General features: G+C 70.9%; 14 protein-coding genes. 7 read left to right on the top strand and 7 right to left on the bottom strand.

All coding sequences use genetic code 11. From position 1 onward, the window contains the following. Window positions 1-39 precede the first annotated feature (39 nt). Complete coding sequence (locus tag LY12_RS22130) at window positions 40-531, top strand: SRPBCC domain-containing protein (RefSeq protein WP_253859383.1); 492 nt, start codon at window positions 40-42, stop codon at window positions 529-531. Between the two features lie 3 nt (window positions 532-534). On the opposite strand, the gene LY12_RS22125 is transcribed toward LY12_RS22130, so the two are convergent. Beyond that, on the bottom strand, window positions 535-1,116 hold the full coding sequence (locus tag LY12_RS22125) for a helix-turn-helix domain-containing protein (protein WP_253859382.1): 582 nt from the start codon (window positions 1,114-1,116) through the stop codon (window positions 535-537). A gap of 109 nt (window positions 1,117-1,225) precedes the next feature. Between LY12_RS22125 and LY12_RS22120 the strand changes: the two genes are divergently transcribed. Next, entirely contained in the window at window positions 1,226-1,840 is a 615-nt protein-coding gene (locus tag LY12_RS22120; protein ID WP_253859381.1) for a class I SAM-dependent methyltransferase, read from the top strand. A 246-nt stretch (window positions 1,841-2,086) separates the two neighbouring features. Here the strand turns inward: LY12_RS22120 and LY12_RS22115 are convergent, their stop codons facing one another. From LY12_RS22115 to LY12_RS26155, 4 genes are all read right to left on the bottom strand, one after another. Beyond that, entirely contained in the window at window positions 2,087-2,512 is a 426-nt protein-coding gene (locus tag LY12_RS22115) for a hypothetical protein (RefSeq protein ID WP_253859380.1), read from the bottom strand. Then, the gene (locus LY12_RS22110; RefSeq protein ID WP_253859379.1) at window positions 2,509-3,276 is read right to left on the bottom strand and encodes an SDR family oxidoreductase; all 768 of its coding nucleotides are present in this window, start codon (window positions 3,274-3,276) and stop codon (window positions 2,509-2,511) included. The genes LY12_RS22115 and LY12_RS22110 overlap by 4 nt, the downstream gene beginning before the upstream one ends. Before the next feature lie 74 nt (window positions 3,277-3,350). Then, a complete protein-coding gene (locus tag LY12_RS26160) occupies window positions 3,351-3,749 on the bottom strand; it encodes a sigma-70 family RNA polymerase sigma factor family protein (RefSeq protein ID WP_308292157.1) in 399 nt (132 codons plus the stop codon). 48 nt (window positions 3,750-3,797) lie between these two features. Further along, window positions 3,798-4,295 carry a sigma-70 family RNA polymerase sigma factor gene (locus tag LY12_RS26155; RefSeq protein ID WP_308292156.1) on the bottom strand — a complete coding sequence of 166 codons (498 nt, stop codon included), beginning with the start codon at window positions 4,293-4,295 and terminating at the stop codon, window positions 3,798-3,800. Window positions 4,296-4,440: 145 nt separating this feature from the next. Here LY12_RS26155 and LY12_RS22100 point away from each other — a divergent pair, with 145 nt between their 5' ends. Further along, on the top strand, window positions 4,441-5,208 hold the full coding sequence (locus LY12_RS22100; RefSeq protein WP_253859377.1) for a dioxygenase family protein: 768 nt from the start codon (window positions 4,441-4,443) through the stop codon (window positions 5,206-5,208). A gap of 117 nt (window positions 5,209-5,325) precedes the next feature. On the opposite strand, the gene LY12_RS22095 is transcribed toward LY12_RS22100, so the two are convergent. Continuing rightward, window positions 5,326-8,685, bottom strand: a complete 3,360-nt coding sequence (locus LY12_RS22095) for a hypothetical protein (protein WP_253859376.1) — start codon at window positions 8,683-8,685, stop codon at window positions 5,326-5,328. Window positions 8,686-8,886: 201 nt separating this feature from the next. Next, a complete protein-coding gene (locus LY12_RS22090; RefSeq protein WP_253859375.1) occupies window positions 8,887-10,251 on the bottom strand; it encodes a hypothetical protein in 1,365 nt (454 codons plus the stop codon). A 436-nt stretch (window positions 10,252-10,687) separates the two neighbouring features. On the opposite strand from LY12_RS22090, the gene LY12_RS22085 reads away from it, so the two are divergent. The 4 genes from LY12_RS22085 to LY12_RS22070 all read left to right on the top strand — a co-directional run bounded on the left by LY12_RS22085 (window position 10,688) and on the right by LY12_RS22070 (window position 14,600). Further along, on the top strand, window positions 10,688-11,869 hold the full coding sequence (locus LY12_RS22085; protein WP_253859654.1) for an AI-2E family transporter: 1,182 nt from the start codon (window positions 10,688-10,690) through the stop codon (window positions 11,867-11,869). Between the two features lie 13 nt (window positions 11,870-11,882). After that, the gene (macS, locus tag LY12_RS22080) at window positions 11,883-13,037 is read left to right on the top strand and encodes a MacS family sensor histidine kinase (RefSeq protein ID WP_253859374.1); all 1,155 of its coding nucleotides are present in this window, start codon (window positions 11,883-11,885) and stop codon (window positions 13,035-13,037) included. Beyond that, window positions 13,034-13,687, top strand: coding sequence for a response regulator (locus tag LY12_RS22075; protein ID WP_253859373.1), 654 nt, complete (start codon window positions 13,034-13,036; stop codon window positions 13,685-13,687). The genes macS and LY12_RS22075 overlap by 4 nt, the downstream gene beginning before the upstream one ends. Before the next feature lie 286 nt (window positions 13,688-13,973). Further along, window positions 13,974-14,600, top strand: a complete 627-nt coding sequence (locus LY12_RS22070; protein WP_301303089.1) for a DUF1707 SHOCT-like domain-containing protein — start codon at window positions 13,974-13,976, stop codon at window positions 14,598-14,600. Window positions 14,601-14,651: the final 51 nt, after the last annotated feature.

Here is a 14,651-nt window from a genome sequence, read left to right as displayed (position 1 = left end):
CGACCACAAGGCACTGGCCGAAACCCGAAGGGCACGACGATGACCGACACCCGCAGTACGCAGGTCCATTGCATCTACATCGACGCGCAGGCGGAGAAGGTGTGGCAGGCGCTCACCAGTTCCGAGTACACGAACCGGTTCGGCTACGGCGGTGACGTCACCTTCGAATCCCAGCCGGGCGGGCGGATGGTCCACCACACGACGCCTGCGATGAAGGAGATGGGCATGGGCGACGTCGCGTTGACCGCCACGGTCGTCGAGGTCGACGCGCCGCACCGGCTGGTTCTCGACTGGCAGGCCGCCTGGCACACGGACGAACCGCCACAGCGCCTCACGTACGAGCTCGTCCAGGGCCCGTCCGGCCTCACCCGGTTGACCCTGACCCACGACGTGACCGAAGCACCGGAGACGGGCAAGGACGTGGCCGGCGGCGGCGCCCCGGAGGAGGGCGCCGGCGGTTGGCCGTGGGTCCTGTCCAGCCTGAAGACGCTGCTGGAGACCGGTCGCAGCCTGACCACCGCGGGCAGCTGACGGTCAGGGGCAGTAGCTGGCGCGCACGTGGAAACGTTCCCCCTGCGGGCCGAGGATGCTGAGGAACTCGGCCGGGCGGTGGTCGGCGTTTCCGAACCAGTGGGGCAGATGGGTGTCGAACTCGGCGACCTCACCTGCGGTGAGCACGAGGTCCTGGTCGCCGAGGATGACGCGGAGGCGTCCGCTGAGGACGTACAGCCAGTGGTAGCCCTCGTGCGAACGCGGTGTCGGGGTCCGGTCGTTCGGCTCGCCCGGCAGGATGTGCTTGAACGCCTGCAGCCCGCCCGGCCTGCGCGTCAGCGGCAGGACCGTCAGCCCGTCGTGGCGCATCGGCCGCGGGTACACGCGCGGATCGCCGACCTGCGGTGCTCCGACCAGGTCGTCCAACGGCACTCGGTACGCCTTCGCCAGCGGCAGCAGCAGGTCGAGGCCCGGTTTTCGCTGTCCCGATTCGAGGCGTGAGAGCGTGCTCACCGAGATGCCCGTGACCTCGGACAGTGCACCCAACGTCAGGTCCGTCTCGGCGCGCAGCTTCCGCAACCGCGGGCCCACGGCCGTCAGCACGGCATCGAGATCATGATCCACCCCGGGATTGCAGTTCCGGCAACTCGTCGTGTCAATACCGCATGCGGCCTTGTTGCAGATCCGGCAAGATTGTTGGCCGGTTCGCGGGCTGCGAGCGCACTGTGGCGGTATGACTCAACAGCAGACCGGTGGCGCCGCCTTCTGGGACGAGCGCTATCGCGAACAGCAGCAGCTCTTCAGCGGAAACCCGAACGGCGTGCTCGTCACCGACACCGCGGACCTGGCGGCAGGGCAGGCACTCGACGTCGGCTGCGGCGAAGGCGGCGACGCCGTGTGGCTCGCCACGCACGGCTGGCACGTCACCGCGATCGACATCTCGCGCGTGGCGCTCGAGCGGGCGGCACGGGCGGCCCAGGAACACGGCATCGGCGAGCGCATCAGCTGGGTCCACGGCGATCCCACGGCCATGCCCCCGCCGGCGGGCGCGTTCGATCTCGTGTCCGTGCACTACTTCCCGCTGCGCCTCGATGCGGGGCGGGCCGCCGTCCGCGGCCTGCTCGACGCCGTCGCACCCGGCGGGGTCCTGCTGTTCGTCGGGCACGACCTCAGCGGCGTCGACGAGAGCCACGACCCGCATGCCTACTACCAGCCCGGCCAGGTCGCCGAGCTACTCGACGACGACTGGACCGTCGAGAACCACGAGACCCGCGCCCGCACGACGGCCCCACCGGAAGGAACGCACCACACCCACGACGTCGTACTCCGCGCCCGCCGACGGCGCTGACCGCGACGGGGAACATGTCGGCCGGAGCAGGGCAACCGCTGGCAGCCGCGCTAGGAATGTCCTCGCGCAAGCTCGGCGATCCGCCCCCACGGCAGGTGACGCCGAATTACCCCGGCTCGCTTTCGTGGATTCGCCTCGCTTCTGGCTGCGTCCGCTGCTACCTGCACGACTGCAGGGTCCTCGCCGAGGGCCTCGGCCATCCACACGAGCGCAGCAGGAGCGAGAAGCCGGCGCGTCGGCAGCTTCCTACGGTCCGCTCTGAGACCTTGACTTCGCGCCCGGCCTGGTGGTCAGGACCAGCAGGCCGGCGGGGATGGCGACCGCCGCGCCCAACGCGATCATCAGGCTGGTCGCTTCTGCCTGCGTGAGGTGATGCAGCAGCCGGGCGTGGATGACGACGTGCGCCACCGCGAACACCAGGTAGCTGGTCAGCGCGATTTGGACCAGGCTGCGCGTGGTCACGACGACGGCCGCGATCAGTACCACCGACAGAGCCAGGCTCAACGCGCCGTAGTCGAGCATCAGGTGCTCGTTGTAGTCCATGCGCATGCCGACCCACGGGATCGCGAAGAACGCCCGCGGGAACAACAGTGCCCAACAGCCGATGACGAGTTGGGTGGCCAGCAGAAAGCCCAGCCCGCCGCGCAGCACCACCCTTACGGCCGTGCTCACGACCTCGCCCCCGTCGTCGACTCGGCCAGGAACTCGTCGAACGTCCTCCCGGCGGCGACGTTGCTGGGGACGAGGTGCCACCCTTCGCGATAACCGCGGAACGTCCTGCCCGGCAGTGGCAGCTGCAGTACGGCTCGATGACGACCCGTGACCTGCAGATACGTCCGCGCGAGCTCACGGGTGGTGCGGATCTGCGGACCACCCAGGTCGGCCACCCGCCCCGCCGCGGGTTCGGCGGCCAGCACGGCAAGCCGGTCGGCCACGTCGCGCACGTCGATCGGCTGGAAGCTGACGTCCGCGGGCACCACGACGCCCGGAAGCCACCGCTGCGCCGAGAAGAACCTCGCGACCAGGTCGTGGAACTGTGTGGTGCGCAGGATCGTCCACGGCAGTCCGGAGTGTTCGACGAGCCGTTCGCAGTGCTGTTTCGCCCGGTAGTAGGCGAGCGGTATCCGGTCGCTGCCCGCGATGGACACGTAGACCACGTGGGGGCGTCCGGCACGGTGAGCCGCGGCGAGCAGATTCCGCGTGGCGGCCACGTCGCCGCTCCCGTTGGTCGTCGCACAGTGGACGACGACGTCCACACCGGAGACGGCGGCGGCGAGCCCGGCACCCGTCCGCAGGTCGCCCTGTACCCACTCCGGGGGCCGATCACCCGCATGCCCGCGACTCAGCACCCGCACGTCGTGCCAAGCCATCAGCCTGTCCACGACGACTCGGCCCAGAGTTCCCGTACCGCCCGTGACCAGGATCGAAGTTCTCATCGGCCCCACTTTCGGATCGGAGCACGTCACCGCCCTTCGCCTGCGGACGGCATCCCGCGCAACTGGTATTCCCCTTACGAACCGGACGACCACGCGGAATGTGACAGCCGCAGCAACTGAAAGGAGGCGAACCCGAGCTTGTCCGGGTTCGCGGCGATCCGGATTCCGATGATGACGCCGTCGCCCACCTCGGGCACCATCACACCGACGAGACCCGGCCCGCGCCCGCTCGGCCCCTGTACGGCCAGCACCGCCGCCTCACCGTTGACCTCGGACACCAGCAGATCCGGAACGTCGCCCGCCTTCGCCAGCGCGCCGAGCAGATACCGCGCCACCTTCGCGCCGCCCACCACGGGACGACGCGCTGCGCCGACACGTCCACCGCCGTCGGCCCAGGTGACGACGTCCTCCGCCAGCAGTCGTTCCAATCCGGCGAGATCGCCCTCGCGCGCGGCCAAGAGGAAACGTCCCACCAGGTCGCGCTGCCGCGTTCGGTCCCCGGCGCCGGCCCGCTCGCCGTCCTAAGCCTCGCGCGCCGCGGCCACCTGTCGCCGGGCGCGGCGATACAGCTGGCGAGAGTTCGCCGCCGACACCGCCAGCGCCTCCGCCACCTCGTCGTGGCGGTATCCGAACGCCTCACGCAGCACGAACACCGCCCGTTCGGCGGGGGTCAGGCGTTCCAGCAGGACGAGGAAGGCCAGCGAGACGAACTCGCGCTGTTCGGCCGATTCCAGCGGGCCGAGGGTGCCGTCGCCGGTCAACACCGGTTCCGGAAGCCACGGACCCGGGTAGTGCTCATGTCGGGCCCGAGCGGAGGTGAGCCGGTTCAGGCAGAGGTTCGTCGCGACCTTGACCAGCCAGGCCGACGGCGTCCTGATCGTATCCGGCCGCGCGCCGTGCCACCTGACGAACGTGTCCTGCAGTACGTCCTCGGCGTCGGCGGCCGAGCCGAGCATCCCGTACGCCACCCGGAACACCAGCGGCCGATGCCGTTCGAACTCATCCGCGTCGCCTGTCATGACAGCGCAGCATGACAGGCGCGGCGACTCCGTGGGACGCATCCGACCTGCGGTGACGGACACCTCTGTGCGTGAACCCCGGTAGCGGCGTATGGTTGTGGTTGAAAATTCAACGTTCTTGTTGTGGTCCACCCAGGGAGGCGTCATGACCGACCGGATGCCCGTGCTGTACCTGAGCCACGGGGCGCCGCCGCTCGCCGACGACGCCACCTGGACCGGTCAGCTCGCCGACTGGGCCGCCGACCTGCCGACGCCGACGTCGATCCTCGTCGTCTCCGCCCACTGGGAGGAGGCGCCCGCCACTCTCGGAGCCACCACGACGGTCCCGCTCGTGTACGACTTCTGGGGCTTCCCCGATCGCTACTACGACGTCACCTACCCGGCGCCCGGCGCCCCCGATCTCGCCGCCGACGTGCGGAAACTTCTCGGCGGGAACGTCCACGACGACCCGGCACGCGGCCTCGACCACGGCGCCTACGTGCCCCTCGTCGAGATGTATCCCGGCGCCGACATACCCGTCCTCCAGGTGTCCCTGCCGACCCTCGACCCGCGCACACTCCACGACTTCGGCCGCCGCCTCGCCCCGCTGCTGGACCGCGGGGTGCTGATCATCGGCAGCGGCTTCTTCACCCACAACCTCGTCGCGATGCGCCAGACCGACGGCTCCGGCGGAACACCTCCGGCATGGTCCGCCGAGTTCGACGACTGGGGAGCAGGCGCGCTCGCCACGGGCGACATCGACGCGCTCCTCGACTTCCGGCACAAGGCACCCGCGGCCCAGCTCGCTCACCCGAGGACCGAACACTTCGCGCCCCTGTTCGTCTCCCTCGGCGCAGGCGACGACCGCACGCCCGACACCGTCATCGACGGCTACTGGCACGGCCTCGCGAAACGCTCCGTCCAGCTCGGCTGATCCCGGCACCGGCGACCACCCCGCACACGGCAGCGGGCCCCGGAAGCGACATCGCTTCCGGGGCCCGCGAATCTCACTCGGCCGGTCTCACGTGGACCGGCAGCGGATGGGTTCGGCTCAGACGAACGCACCCAGGCCGTAGCCGTTGAAGGACACCTGCTCGGCGGCACCCTTCATCATGTCGGCCTCGACCGGCAGGTCACCGGCCGTCGGCAGCTCGCCCGCGCCCGGCAGGGCCGGCGTGGCGGGCATCTCCGCGGCACGCATGTCCGTGCCGCCCAGCTCGACACCGTTCAGCGAGACGCCGTCCAGCGCACCCGCGAACTCACCCTGCGTCGGGTCGGCGGGCAGCTGCGGCACGTCCGAACGCTGGGCCGGCATCGCGGGCAGCTCCGGAGCCGCCGCACCGGACAGCTCCGGCAGCAGGCCGTCGACCGGAAGCTCACCGGCGGGCAGGTCGCCGGCGGGCAGCTCACCGACCGGCAGGTCGCCGGCGGGCAGCTCACCGACCGGCAGGTCGCCGGCGGGCAGGTCACCCGCGCCCGGCAGGCCCGGCACGGCGGGCACCCCCGGGGCCGACGGCATCGCGGCCGGCGTCGCCGAACGCTGCATCGGGGACGCCGAGGCCAGCTCCGGCGCCCGGTTGGCCAGCGCGGCGAAGTACGGCGTGTTCGGCATGCCCGTCGCGGGCAGCTCCGAGCCGCTGATCTCCTTGCCGATGATCGGGTCGATCGGCGCGTCGGCGACCGTCAGGTCCGTGTCGTTGTTGGCCAGGGTGGTCGCCTGGCCGAGCAGCTCGAGCGGCACGTCGTACACCTGCGCGACGACGCCGATCGGACGCTGCACGTCCACACCGGACAGCGACTGCGGGTCACCGGCCGTCGTGGTGGTGCCGCTGGACTCGCCGACCGTCGTGTTGTCGCCGATGGCGTTCGCGACGCCGCCGGCCGTGGCTGCGTTGCCGAACAGCTGCGCCACTGCGGTCAGCGGCACGTCGATGATCGAGCCGGAGATCGCGCCGCCCATGCCGGACGTCTCCTTGTCGCCACCGGACGTGACGTCCACGAAGTTCGCGCCCGCACCGTTCGCGACACCGGTCAGGCTGGCCGCGTTGCCGAAGGCCGACACGATCGGCATCGCGTCGGCGCTGACGATGTTGCCCGCGATCGAACCGCCGTCACCGACGGTCTCCGAGTCGCCGCCTGCCTCGGACACGACGTCGTTCACGCCGGTGCCCGACGCGGTGCCGATCCAGTTCGCGCCGTTGCCGAACACCGACGCCGCGCCACCGGCCGGAACCTCGACCAGGTTGCCAGCGATGGAGCCCTGCTCACCCGACGTCGTGGCGTCGCCGCCCGCCATCGAGTCGGTCAGGTTGCTGCTGGTGCCGTGGCCGTTGCCGATCCAGCTGCCGCCGATCCCGTGCACCTGCGCGGGCAGCGACACCGGCACGAAGCCGATGTTGCCGGCCGCCGTGCCCTTGTCGCCCGCTGCCGTCGCGTCGCCGCCGGCCTCGGTGATCGTGTCACCCTCGCCCTCGCCGAAGCCGTTGCCGATCCAGCTGCCGCCGACACCGAAGACCTGCGCGGGCAGCGCCACCGGCGCCTGCACGAGGTTGGCGTTCGCGAAGCCGTAGTCGTCGATGGTGCTGCCGCCACCGCCGGCGATGACCTCCTTGGTCTCCTCGGCCTCGCCGGCACCCTGGCCGATCCAGCTGCCGCCGACGCCGAAGACCTCGACCGGCGTGGCCAGCGGCACCTGCACCAGGTTGCCCGAACCGGAGGACTCGTTGGCGAGCGTGCCGTTGTAGCCACCCGCCTCGACGAGCTTGTCGGACTCGGCGCTGCCCGAGGCGTTGCCGATCCACGAACCGCCCACGCCGAACACCTCGGCGGCCGACGCGATCGCCGGCGACGCGGTGTTGGAGGACAGGACCGACTCGTCGCCCGGCGTCAGCGTGTCACCGCCCGCCGTGGCCTCGGTGCTGTTGACGTGGTCCTGGGCGTGCGCGTTACCGATCCACGTGCCGCCGACACCGAAGATCTCCACCGGCAGCGCCACCGGAGCGTCGGCGATGTTGCCCGAGCCCGCTGCCTCGTTGCCGTTGGTGTTGGAGGGACCGCCGGCGGTCATCGTGGCGTCGGACGCCGTGCCGCCGGTCTGGCGGTCGCCCGCGGTACCGGTCGCCGCGTTGCCGATCCACGAACCCGCGACACCCGTCACCGAGGCCAGCGACGCGACCTGCGGCTGGGCGATCGTGCCGGATGCGAAGCCGTTCTCGCCCTCCGTCTGGATGAAGCTGTCGATGTCGTGCATGCCGGGCGACGTGTCGTCACCGGCGGCGGCGTCGACCATCGACGAACCGGAGGCGTCGGCGTCGCCGCCCCACGTGGCCGCGTTGTTCGCGACCCGCACGGGCAGTGCGACCGGCGCGCCCACCACGTTGCCCGCGATGGAGCCGCCCTCACCGTTGGTGGCGAGGTAACCGCCGCTCTCGGCGGAGCTGCTGGGGTCGAAGTCGGTCTCGGAGTGGCCGAGGAACCACGCGATGGCGTTGCCCGACACCTGCACCGGGGTGGCGCCCTGCGGCGACACGATGTTGCCCGCGCCTGCGCCGTTGCTGCCGTCGGTGTCCACGTCGCCCGTGGTGGTGGCGTCCTGCGAGGCGCTGCCCGAGGTCTTGCCCGAGCCGCCCAGGCTGCCGGCGTTGCCGGAGATCTGCACCGGCGCCGCCCAATCGAGGGCCACGACGTTGCCCGCGAGCCCGCCGGAGGAGCCGTCGGTGCTGACGTCGGAGTTGTGCTCGTAGGACTGCTCGGAGTCCGAGTGCACCTCGGCGTCACCGAGGATGCCCACCGCGTTGCCCGTGATCTGGATCGGCAGCGCGATGTTGGTGTCGACCTTGTTGCCCATGAACGGGTCGTTGCCCGGCTCGGGCACCTGGCGTGCGTCGGCATTGCCGACCTGCTGCGTGAGCGTGTCCGTGACCTGCCCGGTCTGCGGAACGGAATCGGAAACCGGCCCGGGGAGACGGTCGGAGCCGGCCTCGGTCGCCTTGGTGACCGGCGATTCCACGCTCGGAGCCGCCTTCTCGGTGTGCGGGCCCGTCTGGGTCATCGCCGCGCTGCCGCGGTCGGCCGCGGACTGCAGCCGCTCGGACACCGGCGCGGCGGCCTCGTTCACCTTGTCGGACACGGGCTTGGCCTTCTCCATGGCCGGAGCGGCCGCCTCGTTCACCTTGTCCGTGACGGGCTTGGTGCTGAGCTCCCTGTCGACACCGGGCAGGTTGTGCTGCCCCATCGGCGTGCCGACCGCGTTGTCCTCGATCTGAACGGGAACGCTGACGCCAGCATCGAGCGGACCGGCGGGGGAATCCGGGTCGACGTTCTCGTCTGCGGAAGCGATGCCGGTGCCCAGCATCATCATGCCACCGGTCACCAGCGCGGTCTGCAATCCGCGCTTCGCCCAGGTCTGCATTATGTGGTGTTCTCCTTTTCCTAGGTTCCCTGTTGAGAGGGCATATCTGCGCTCCGCCGGACGCGCGGGGACATGAGGCGGATGGCGAGCGCGCCGAACGGCGCGTCGCGGGAAATGCGGGGAAAGGAAAAGCCGGCGCGGAGAAATAAAAGCGGAAAAACGGAAATCCGCAGGGGCGCGCCGGCTACCCCGCGGAAGTGATCAGTCGGGCGTCACACCGGGCTGCGAACCCGGCGACATCGACTTGTGCAGCAGGCCGGAGCGCCGGACGGCACCCGCGGCGGCCACGGCGAACGGTGCGGCCGTGGTGATGACGGCGCCGGACGGCGCATCGGCGTGCGCGCTGCCGGCGATCGACGAGTGCGACGGCACGGAGGCCGGCACGTACTGCGGGTCGAACTCCGGGAACGACGGCGTCGTCGGCTCTCCGGAGTCGGTGTCGACGGCGGCACTTTCGGTGCTCGCGCCGTCGTGACCGGTGTCGAGGACACCGGACGTCTCATGGTTGCCGCGGTCCGAAGTGGACGTCACGGCGTCGTGCCGCTCGTCGCCCGGAGCGCGGGCGTCGGCGTCGTGCGGCGAAGTCTGGGCGGCGCCTTCGGGCAGATCCGGGCCACCGGAACCCCACGGCACGTCGTTCGGCGACGGCAGGTCGCCGGGATCGGGCGCGAAGCCGGACCACGGCAGCTCGACGTCGGGCCAGCCGTTCCAGTCCGGCGAACGGTCGCCGGACCAGTCGTCGGCCACGGTGCGCAGCGCGTCACCGAAGCCGTGGACCGCGTCGCGAGTCCGGCCGGTGACGTGTGACCAGGTCTGCTCGACGTGCTGCCGCGCGGCATCGGAACCGTCGGCAGCGCCGGACTGCTCGGTCTGCTCTGCGGCGTCCGGCGCGTCGGCACCGTCCGGGCGATCGGCACCGGAATCCGGGCAGGGTGCGCTCTCGGAATCGGTGCCGTGCGCGGAGTCCACGGACTCGGCAGCCGCCACGGACTCCGCGGCGTCACCCGGCAGTTCGGCACCGGACAGCTCGCGGCCGGAGAGCTCACGGCCGCGGTCGGCGAAGCGAGCGATGTCGAAGCGGTCGGTGTGCGCGTCGTCGAACAGGCCGCGTACGTCGGAGGGACCGGGGGCGTGGTCGCACGCGGCGAGCCCCTCGGCGTTCGCACGATCCGTGACGTGCCGGCCCGACGCGGTGTCGGGCGACCCCGCACCGGCTCCGGTGGACTCGCCCCTACCCGAGGCGTCGCCGTGGTCGGAACCACCGTCCGACGACTGCGCATGCCGCGCGCCGGACTGCTCGCCCGCAGCCCGGGTCTCCGCGGAGTGGGAGCCGGGGGAGTGGGAGTCGGGGGACCGCGTGTCCCCGGACCCGGAGGCGAACGGGACGTCGGCCGCCGGCTTGGCGTCGCCGACGTTGTCGAGCGGGTTCTCGACCGCGGAGGCGGACGTCGTGCCGACGCCCCACGCGATCGCGGTAGCGGCCGCCGCACCTCCGGAGACGGCGAGCGCGCGCGCCAACCACCGACGGACGCGCCGGGCGTCCGGTGTCGGGGTCGTCGCTGCCACGCACACTCCTCGCGAATCTCGAACCCGCACGGCTCGGCGTTCGAAACACCACTGCGCGCACGGCCCTGTACAAGCCTCGGTCCTGCCGGCGCCCGCCCTCGGGCACTGCAGAACATGAAGAAGAATCGGAAAATGAATTCCCGGGCGGGTTTCACCCACGTGCCGACGAGAATGGCAAACGCGAGACCCGGAAATCACGTCCCGCGCGACTTGATGGCACGAAGGTGTGAAAATTACGCGCCGTGGCAACGCATCACTCGGCGTAGTAGCCACCGCCCGTAGATCGACTCACCGCACACGGCGACGTCGATCTCGATACGGTTGTCCCGTGGACGACGACACGGCCCGGACGACCGGGAGCCCCACCCCCGATCCCGCACCCCACGCCAGCTCCCTCGACGCCGACGTCGCACGATCGGTACCGAAGGGCTTCCGCATCGCCGCGGCGCTGTCGTGGCGATTCCTGGTCATCGTCGCCGCGCTGTACGTCGTCGGGGAGGTCGTCGGCTACCTGCCCGTCGTCGTGATCCCGTTGTCGGTGGCGCTGCTGCTCGCCGCACTGCTGATCCCGGCGGTGCACCGGCTGACGCGGATCGGCCTGCCGCAACCGGTGTCGGCCGTGATCGTGCTGATCGGGGGACTCGGCGTCGTCGGCGGGCTGCTGACGTTCGTCATCATCCAGTTCACCGACGGACTGCCCGCGCTGCAGCAACAGGTCTCGCAGAGCCTCGAACAGATCGAGGACTGGCTCATCAACGGGCCACTGCACCTGCAACAGACCCAGATCCAGGACGCCATCAACAACGGCATCGGGTTCATCCAGGAGAACCAGGCGGCGGTCACCTCCAGCGCACTGACCACGGCGGGCACCATCGGCACGTTCCTCACCGGGTTCCTGCTGACGCTCTTCATCCTGATCTTCTTCTTGACCAGCGGAAACCAGATCTGGACGTTCCTCATCCGCGGTGTGCCCCGCAACGTGCGCGACCGCGTCGACCTCGCGGGTCGCAGGTCGTTCACGTCGCTGATCAACTACGTGCGCGCCACCGCCGCGGTGGCCGTCGTGGACGCCGTCCTCATCGGCATCGGCCTGTGGATCATCGGCGTCCCCCTCGTGGTGCCGCTGTCCACCCTGATCTTCCTCGGCGCGTTCGTCCCCATCATCGGCGCCGTCGTCACCGGTGCCGTCGCGGTACTCGTGGCGCTGGTGACCAACGGCTTCCTCGCCGCGGTCATCGTGCTGGCCATCGTGGTCGGCGTCATGCAGGTCGAAGGCAACGTCCTGCAGCCGCTGCTGCTCGGCCGTTCGGTGCAGCTGCACCCGCTGGCCGTCGTCCTCGCGATCACCGTCGGCCTCACCGTGGCCGGCATCCCGGGGGCACTGCTGGCGGTGCCGCTGCTCGCCGTGCTGAACGCCGGCATCCAATCGCTGGTCCACGGCGAGGACGCCGAACGTGACGGTGATTCCGGAGCCGGAACCGATGCGGCCGGATCCGAGTCCGACCCCGACGGTCCGGACCACGACGACACGGATGCCGCATCCCGGGACGCGGATCCCGGCACTACGAACTCCGACACTACGGTGACGACCGGCGAATCAGACAGATCCGAGGAGTAGCCTGGCGGCCCCGATGACGACCGCATCCAAACCGAACCTGCTCGATCCGATCACCCCACTGTGGTGGGGAACCATCGTGCTCCGATGGATGACGCTGGCGTTCGCACTGGGTGCGGTGATCGTCCACTTCGACGAGTACCGCAACCTCGCACTGGCGTGGGGCGCGTGGGCTGCGATGGTCGTGTGGTCGATCGTGACGACGGCGGCATTCGTGCGCGTGCGCACCCGCTACGCGGGCCTCGTCGTGGCGGACGTGGTCGTGACGTGCGGCATCATGCTTCTCTCGCCGCTGGCGCTGTCGGAGTACCAGTTCGCCATCACCGCGCCGCTGCTGACGACGGTGTGGGCGTCCGTCGCGCCGCTGACGGCCGGGTCGCGGTTCGGTGCCGTCGGCGGGGCGATCGGCGGGCTGATCGTCGCCGTGTCCACCGGCGTGGCCCGCTGGAAGTTCGACCTCGACGTCGCACGCGACGGACTCCTGCTGTTGGCCAGCGGCACGATCGTCGGCATGGCCGCGACGACCGCGCGACGGTCACAGGCCGTCGTCTCCCGCGCGCTCCGGGCCGAGGCAGCCACCGCCGAACGCGAACGCCTCGCGCGCTCCATCCACGACAGCGTGCTGCAGGTGCTCGCGCGGGTGCGCAGGCGCGGGGCAGAACTCGGCGGCGAAGCCGCGGAACTCGCCAAGCAGGCGGGTGAACAGGAGATCGCACTCCGGGCTCTCGTGACCTCCGAGCCCCTCGGCCCGAGCGACGGCAACGCCGACCTGCGCGCCGCGCTCGGCGTACTGGCGACCTCGCGGGTGCAGGTTTCCGGCCCCGCGTCCGAGGTACGGCTGCCCGCCGACACCGTCGACGAACTGCTGACCGCCGTGAAGGAGGCCCTCTCCAACGTCGACAAGCACGCGGGCGAAGGTGCGAAGGCGTGGGTGTTGCTCGAAGAGCTGACCGACGAGATCGTACTGACGGTCCGCGACGACGGCCCCGGCATTCCCGAGGGCCGGCTCGAAGCGGCGGCCGAGGAGGGGCACATCGGCGTTGCCCAGTCCATCAGGGGTCGCCTCGCCGAACTGGGCGGGACGGCCCGGCTCGACACCGCACCCGGTGCGGGAACCGAGTGGGAAATGCACCTGCCACGACCGGTCGACCTGAGGAGGACCACCCGATGACGGTGTCGGTGATGATCGTCGACGACCATCCGATGTGGCGGGACGGGGTCGCGCGAGACCTGGGCGAGCACGGCTTCGACGTGCGCGCCACGGCGGCTGACGTCGACTCGGCCGTGCGGGTGGCGACCACGGTCACCCCCGACGTCGTGCTGATGGACCTCAACCTCGGCGAACAGTCCGGCGTGGACGCGATCAGGGCGATCACCGGGCAACTGGCCGACACGAGGGTGCTCGTGCTGTCGGCCAGCGGTGAACACGCCGACGTGCTGGAAGCGGTGAAGGCGGGCGCTTCGGGCTACCTCGTCAAGTCGGCGTCCGTAACCGAGCTGGTCGATGCCGTGCGCCGGACGGCCGACGGCGACCCGGTGTTCACGGCCGGCCTGGCGGGGATGGTGCTCGGCGAGTACCGGCGGATGGCCGAGACCCCGAGCGGCGGCGACCCGCCACCGCAGTTGACGCAGCGCGAACAGGACGTGTTGCGGTTCGTCGCGAAGGGCCTGACGGCGCGGCAGATCGCCGACCGCCTGGTCATCTCGCACCGCACCGTGGAGAACCACGTGCAGTCGACGTTGCGGAAGCTCCAGTTGCACAATCGGGTCGAGCTCGCCCGCTACGCCATCGAGCACGGCCTCGACCAGGAGCAGGAGTGACCCTCCGGGAGATTCCGGTGTGGTTCGGGGGCGGTTCTCAGGGGTTTCCCGGATCCGGTGCGCGGCTCACGGTCGTACCGTTCTCGGTGTGACTGAGTACTCCAGCGACGCGACGTCCGCCGGCGACGCGAACACCGGCGAGCAGCCGGCCGGGACGCCGGGCCCCGCCGAGACTCCCGGCCCGGAGGACACCGCAGGCACAGCGGACACCGCAGGCACGGCGGGGTCGGCCGAGCCTGCGGGCACGGCATCCGAGACGGTTCCCGGCGCGACCGAACGGGAGCGGTTGCGGAACCTGCGGGTGTCCGATGCCGAGCGGGAACACGTCGTCGAGTTGCTCCAGCGCGCGATCGGTCACGGCATGCTGGACCTGGACGAGTTCTCGGAGCGCGCCGACACCGCGCTCGGGGCGCGCACCCGGGGTGAACTCAACTCGGTGCTGGTCGACCTGCCCGGGCTACGGCACGAGGACGCCGTGCCCGCTGCCGGAGCGGCGGGCCCGGTCTGGACCGCCGGACAGCCGGACGACCCGTGGGCCGACCGGCCCACCTCGGGCAGGCGCGTGGAGATCAAGGGCGTCGGCAGCACGCTGGTGCGGCGCGGACGCTGGCGGGTGCCACCCGAGATTCTGGTGCGCAACAAGTACGGCGAGACCAAGCTCGACTTCTCGTCGGCGGAGTTCACCAGCGGTTCCGTGCACGTCGAGCTCGACACGAAGTGGGGTTCGGTGAATCTGATCGTGCCCGAGCAGGCGTCCGTGGACCTGAACGGGATCGACGAGCTGAAGTGGTCGACGCTCACCGACAAGACCGACTCGACCCGCACCGCGGGCACGCCGCGGATCGTGGTGACGGGCCGGGTCGTCGGCGGTTCGATGACGGTGCGGCACCCGCGCCGCAGCTGGCTCGCCTGATCGGACCCCGCCGAACGACCACGGCTCCCCGGCGGACGCGGCGGCGGAAGC

Origin of the sequence: Prauserella alba, assembly GCF_024171735.1 — a bacterium.
GTDB classification, from domain to species: Bacteria; Actinomycetota; Actinomycetes; order Mycobacteriales; family Pseudonocardiaceae; genus Prauserella; species Prauserella alba.
Note: the sequence above shows the minus strand (reverse complement) of the source record. Positions and strands in the feature narration are given on the sequence as shown.

What these genes read in the sequence shown, in the direction of transcription:
- LY12_RS22130 (WP_253859383.1), top strand. Translation starts at nt 40, where the DNA reads ATGACCGACACCCGCAGTACGCAGGTCCATTGCATCTACATCGACGCG.
- LY12_RS22095 (WP_253859376.1), bottom strand. Translation starts at nt 8,685, where the DNA reads ATGCAGACCTGGGCGAAGCGCGGATTGCAGACCGCGCTGGTGACCGGT.
- LY12_RS22075 (WP_253859373.1), top strand. Translation starts at nt 13,034, where the DNA reads ATGACGGTGTCGGTGATGATCGTCGACGACCATCCGATGTGGCGGGAC.
- LY12_RS22100 (WP_253859377.1), top strand. Translation starts at nt 4,441, where the DNA reads ATGACCGACCGGATGCCCGTGCTGTACCTGAGCCACGGGGCGCCGCCG.
- LY12_RS22110 (WP_253859379.1), bottom strand. Translation starts at nt 3,276, where the DNA reads ATGAGAACTTCGATCCTGGTCACGGGCGGTACGGGAACTCTGGGCCGA.
- LY12_RS26155 (WP_308292156.1), bottom strand. Translation starts at nt 4,295, where the DNA reads ATGACAGGCGACGCGGATGAGTTCGAACGGCATCGGCCGCTGGTGTTC.
- LY12_RS22120 (WP_253859381.1), top strand. Translation starts at nt 1,226, where the DNA reads ATGACTCAACAGCAGACCGGTGGCGCCGCCTTCTGGGACGAGCGCTAT.
- macS (WP_253859374.1), top strand. Translation starts at nt 11,883, where the DNA reads ATGACGACCGCATCCAAACCGAACCTGCTCGATCCGATCACCCCACTG.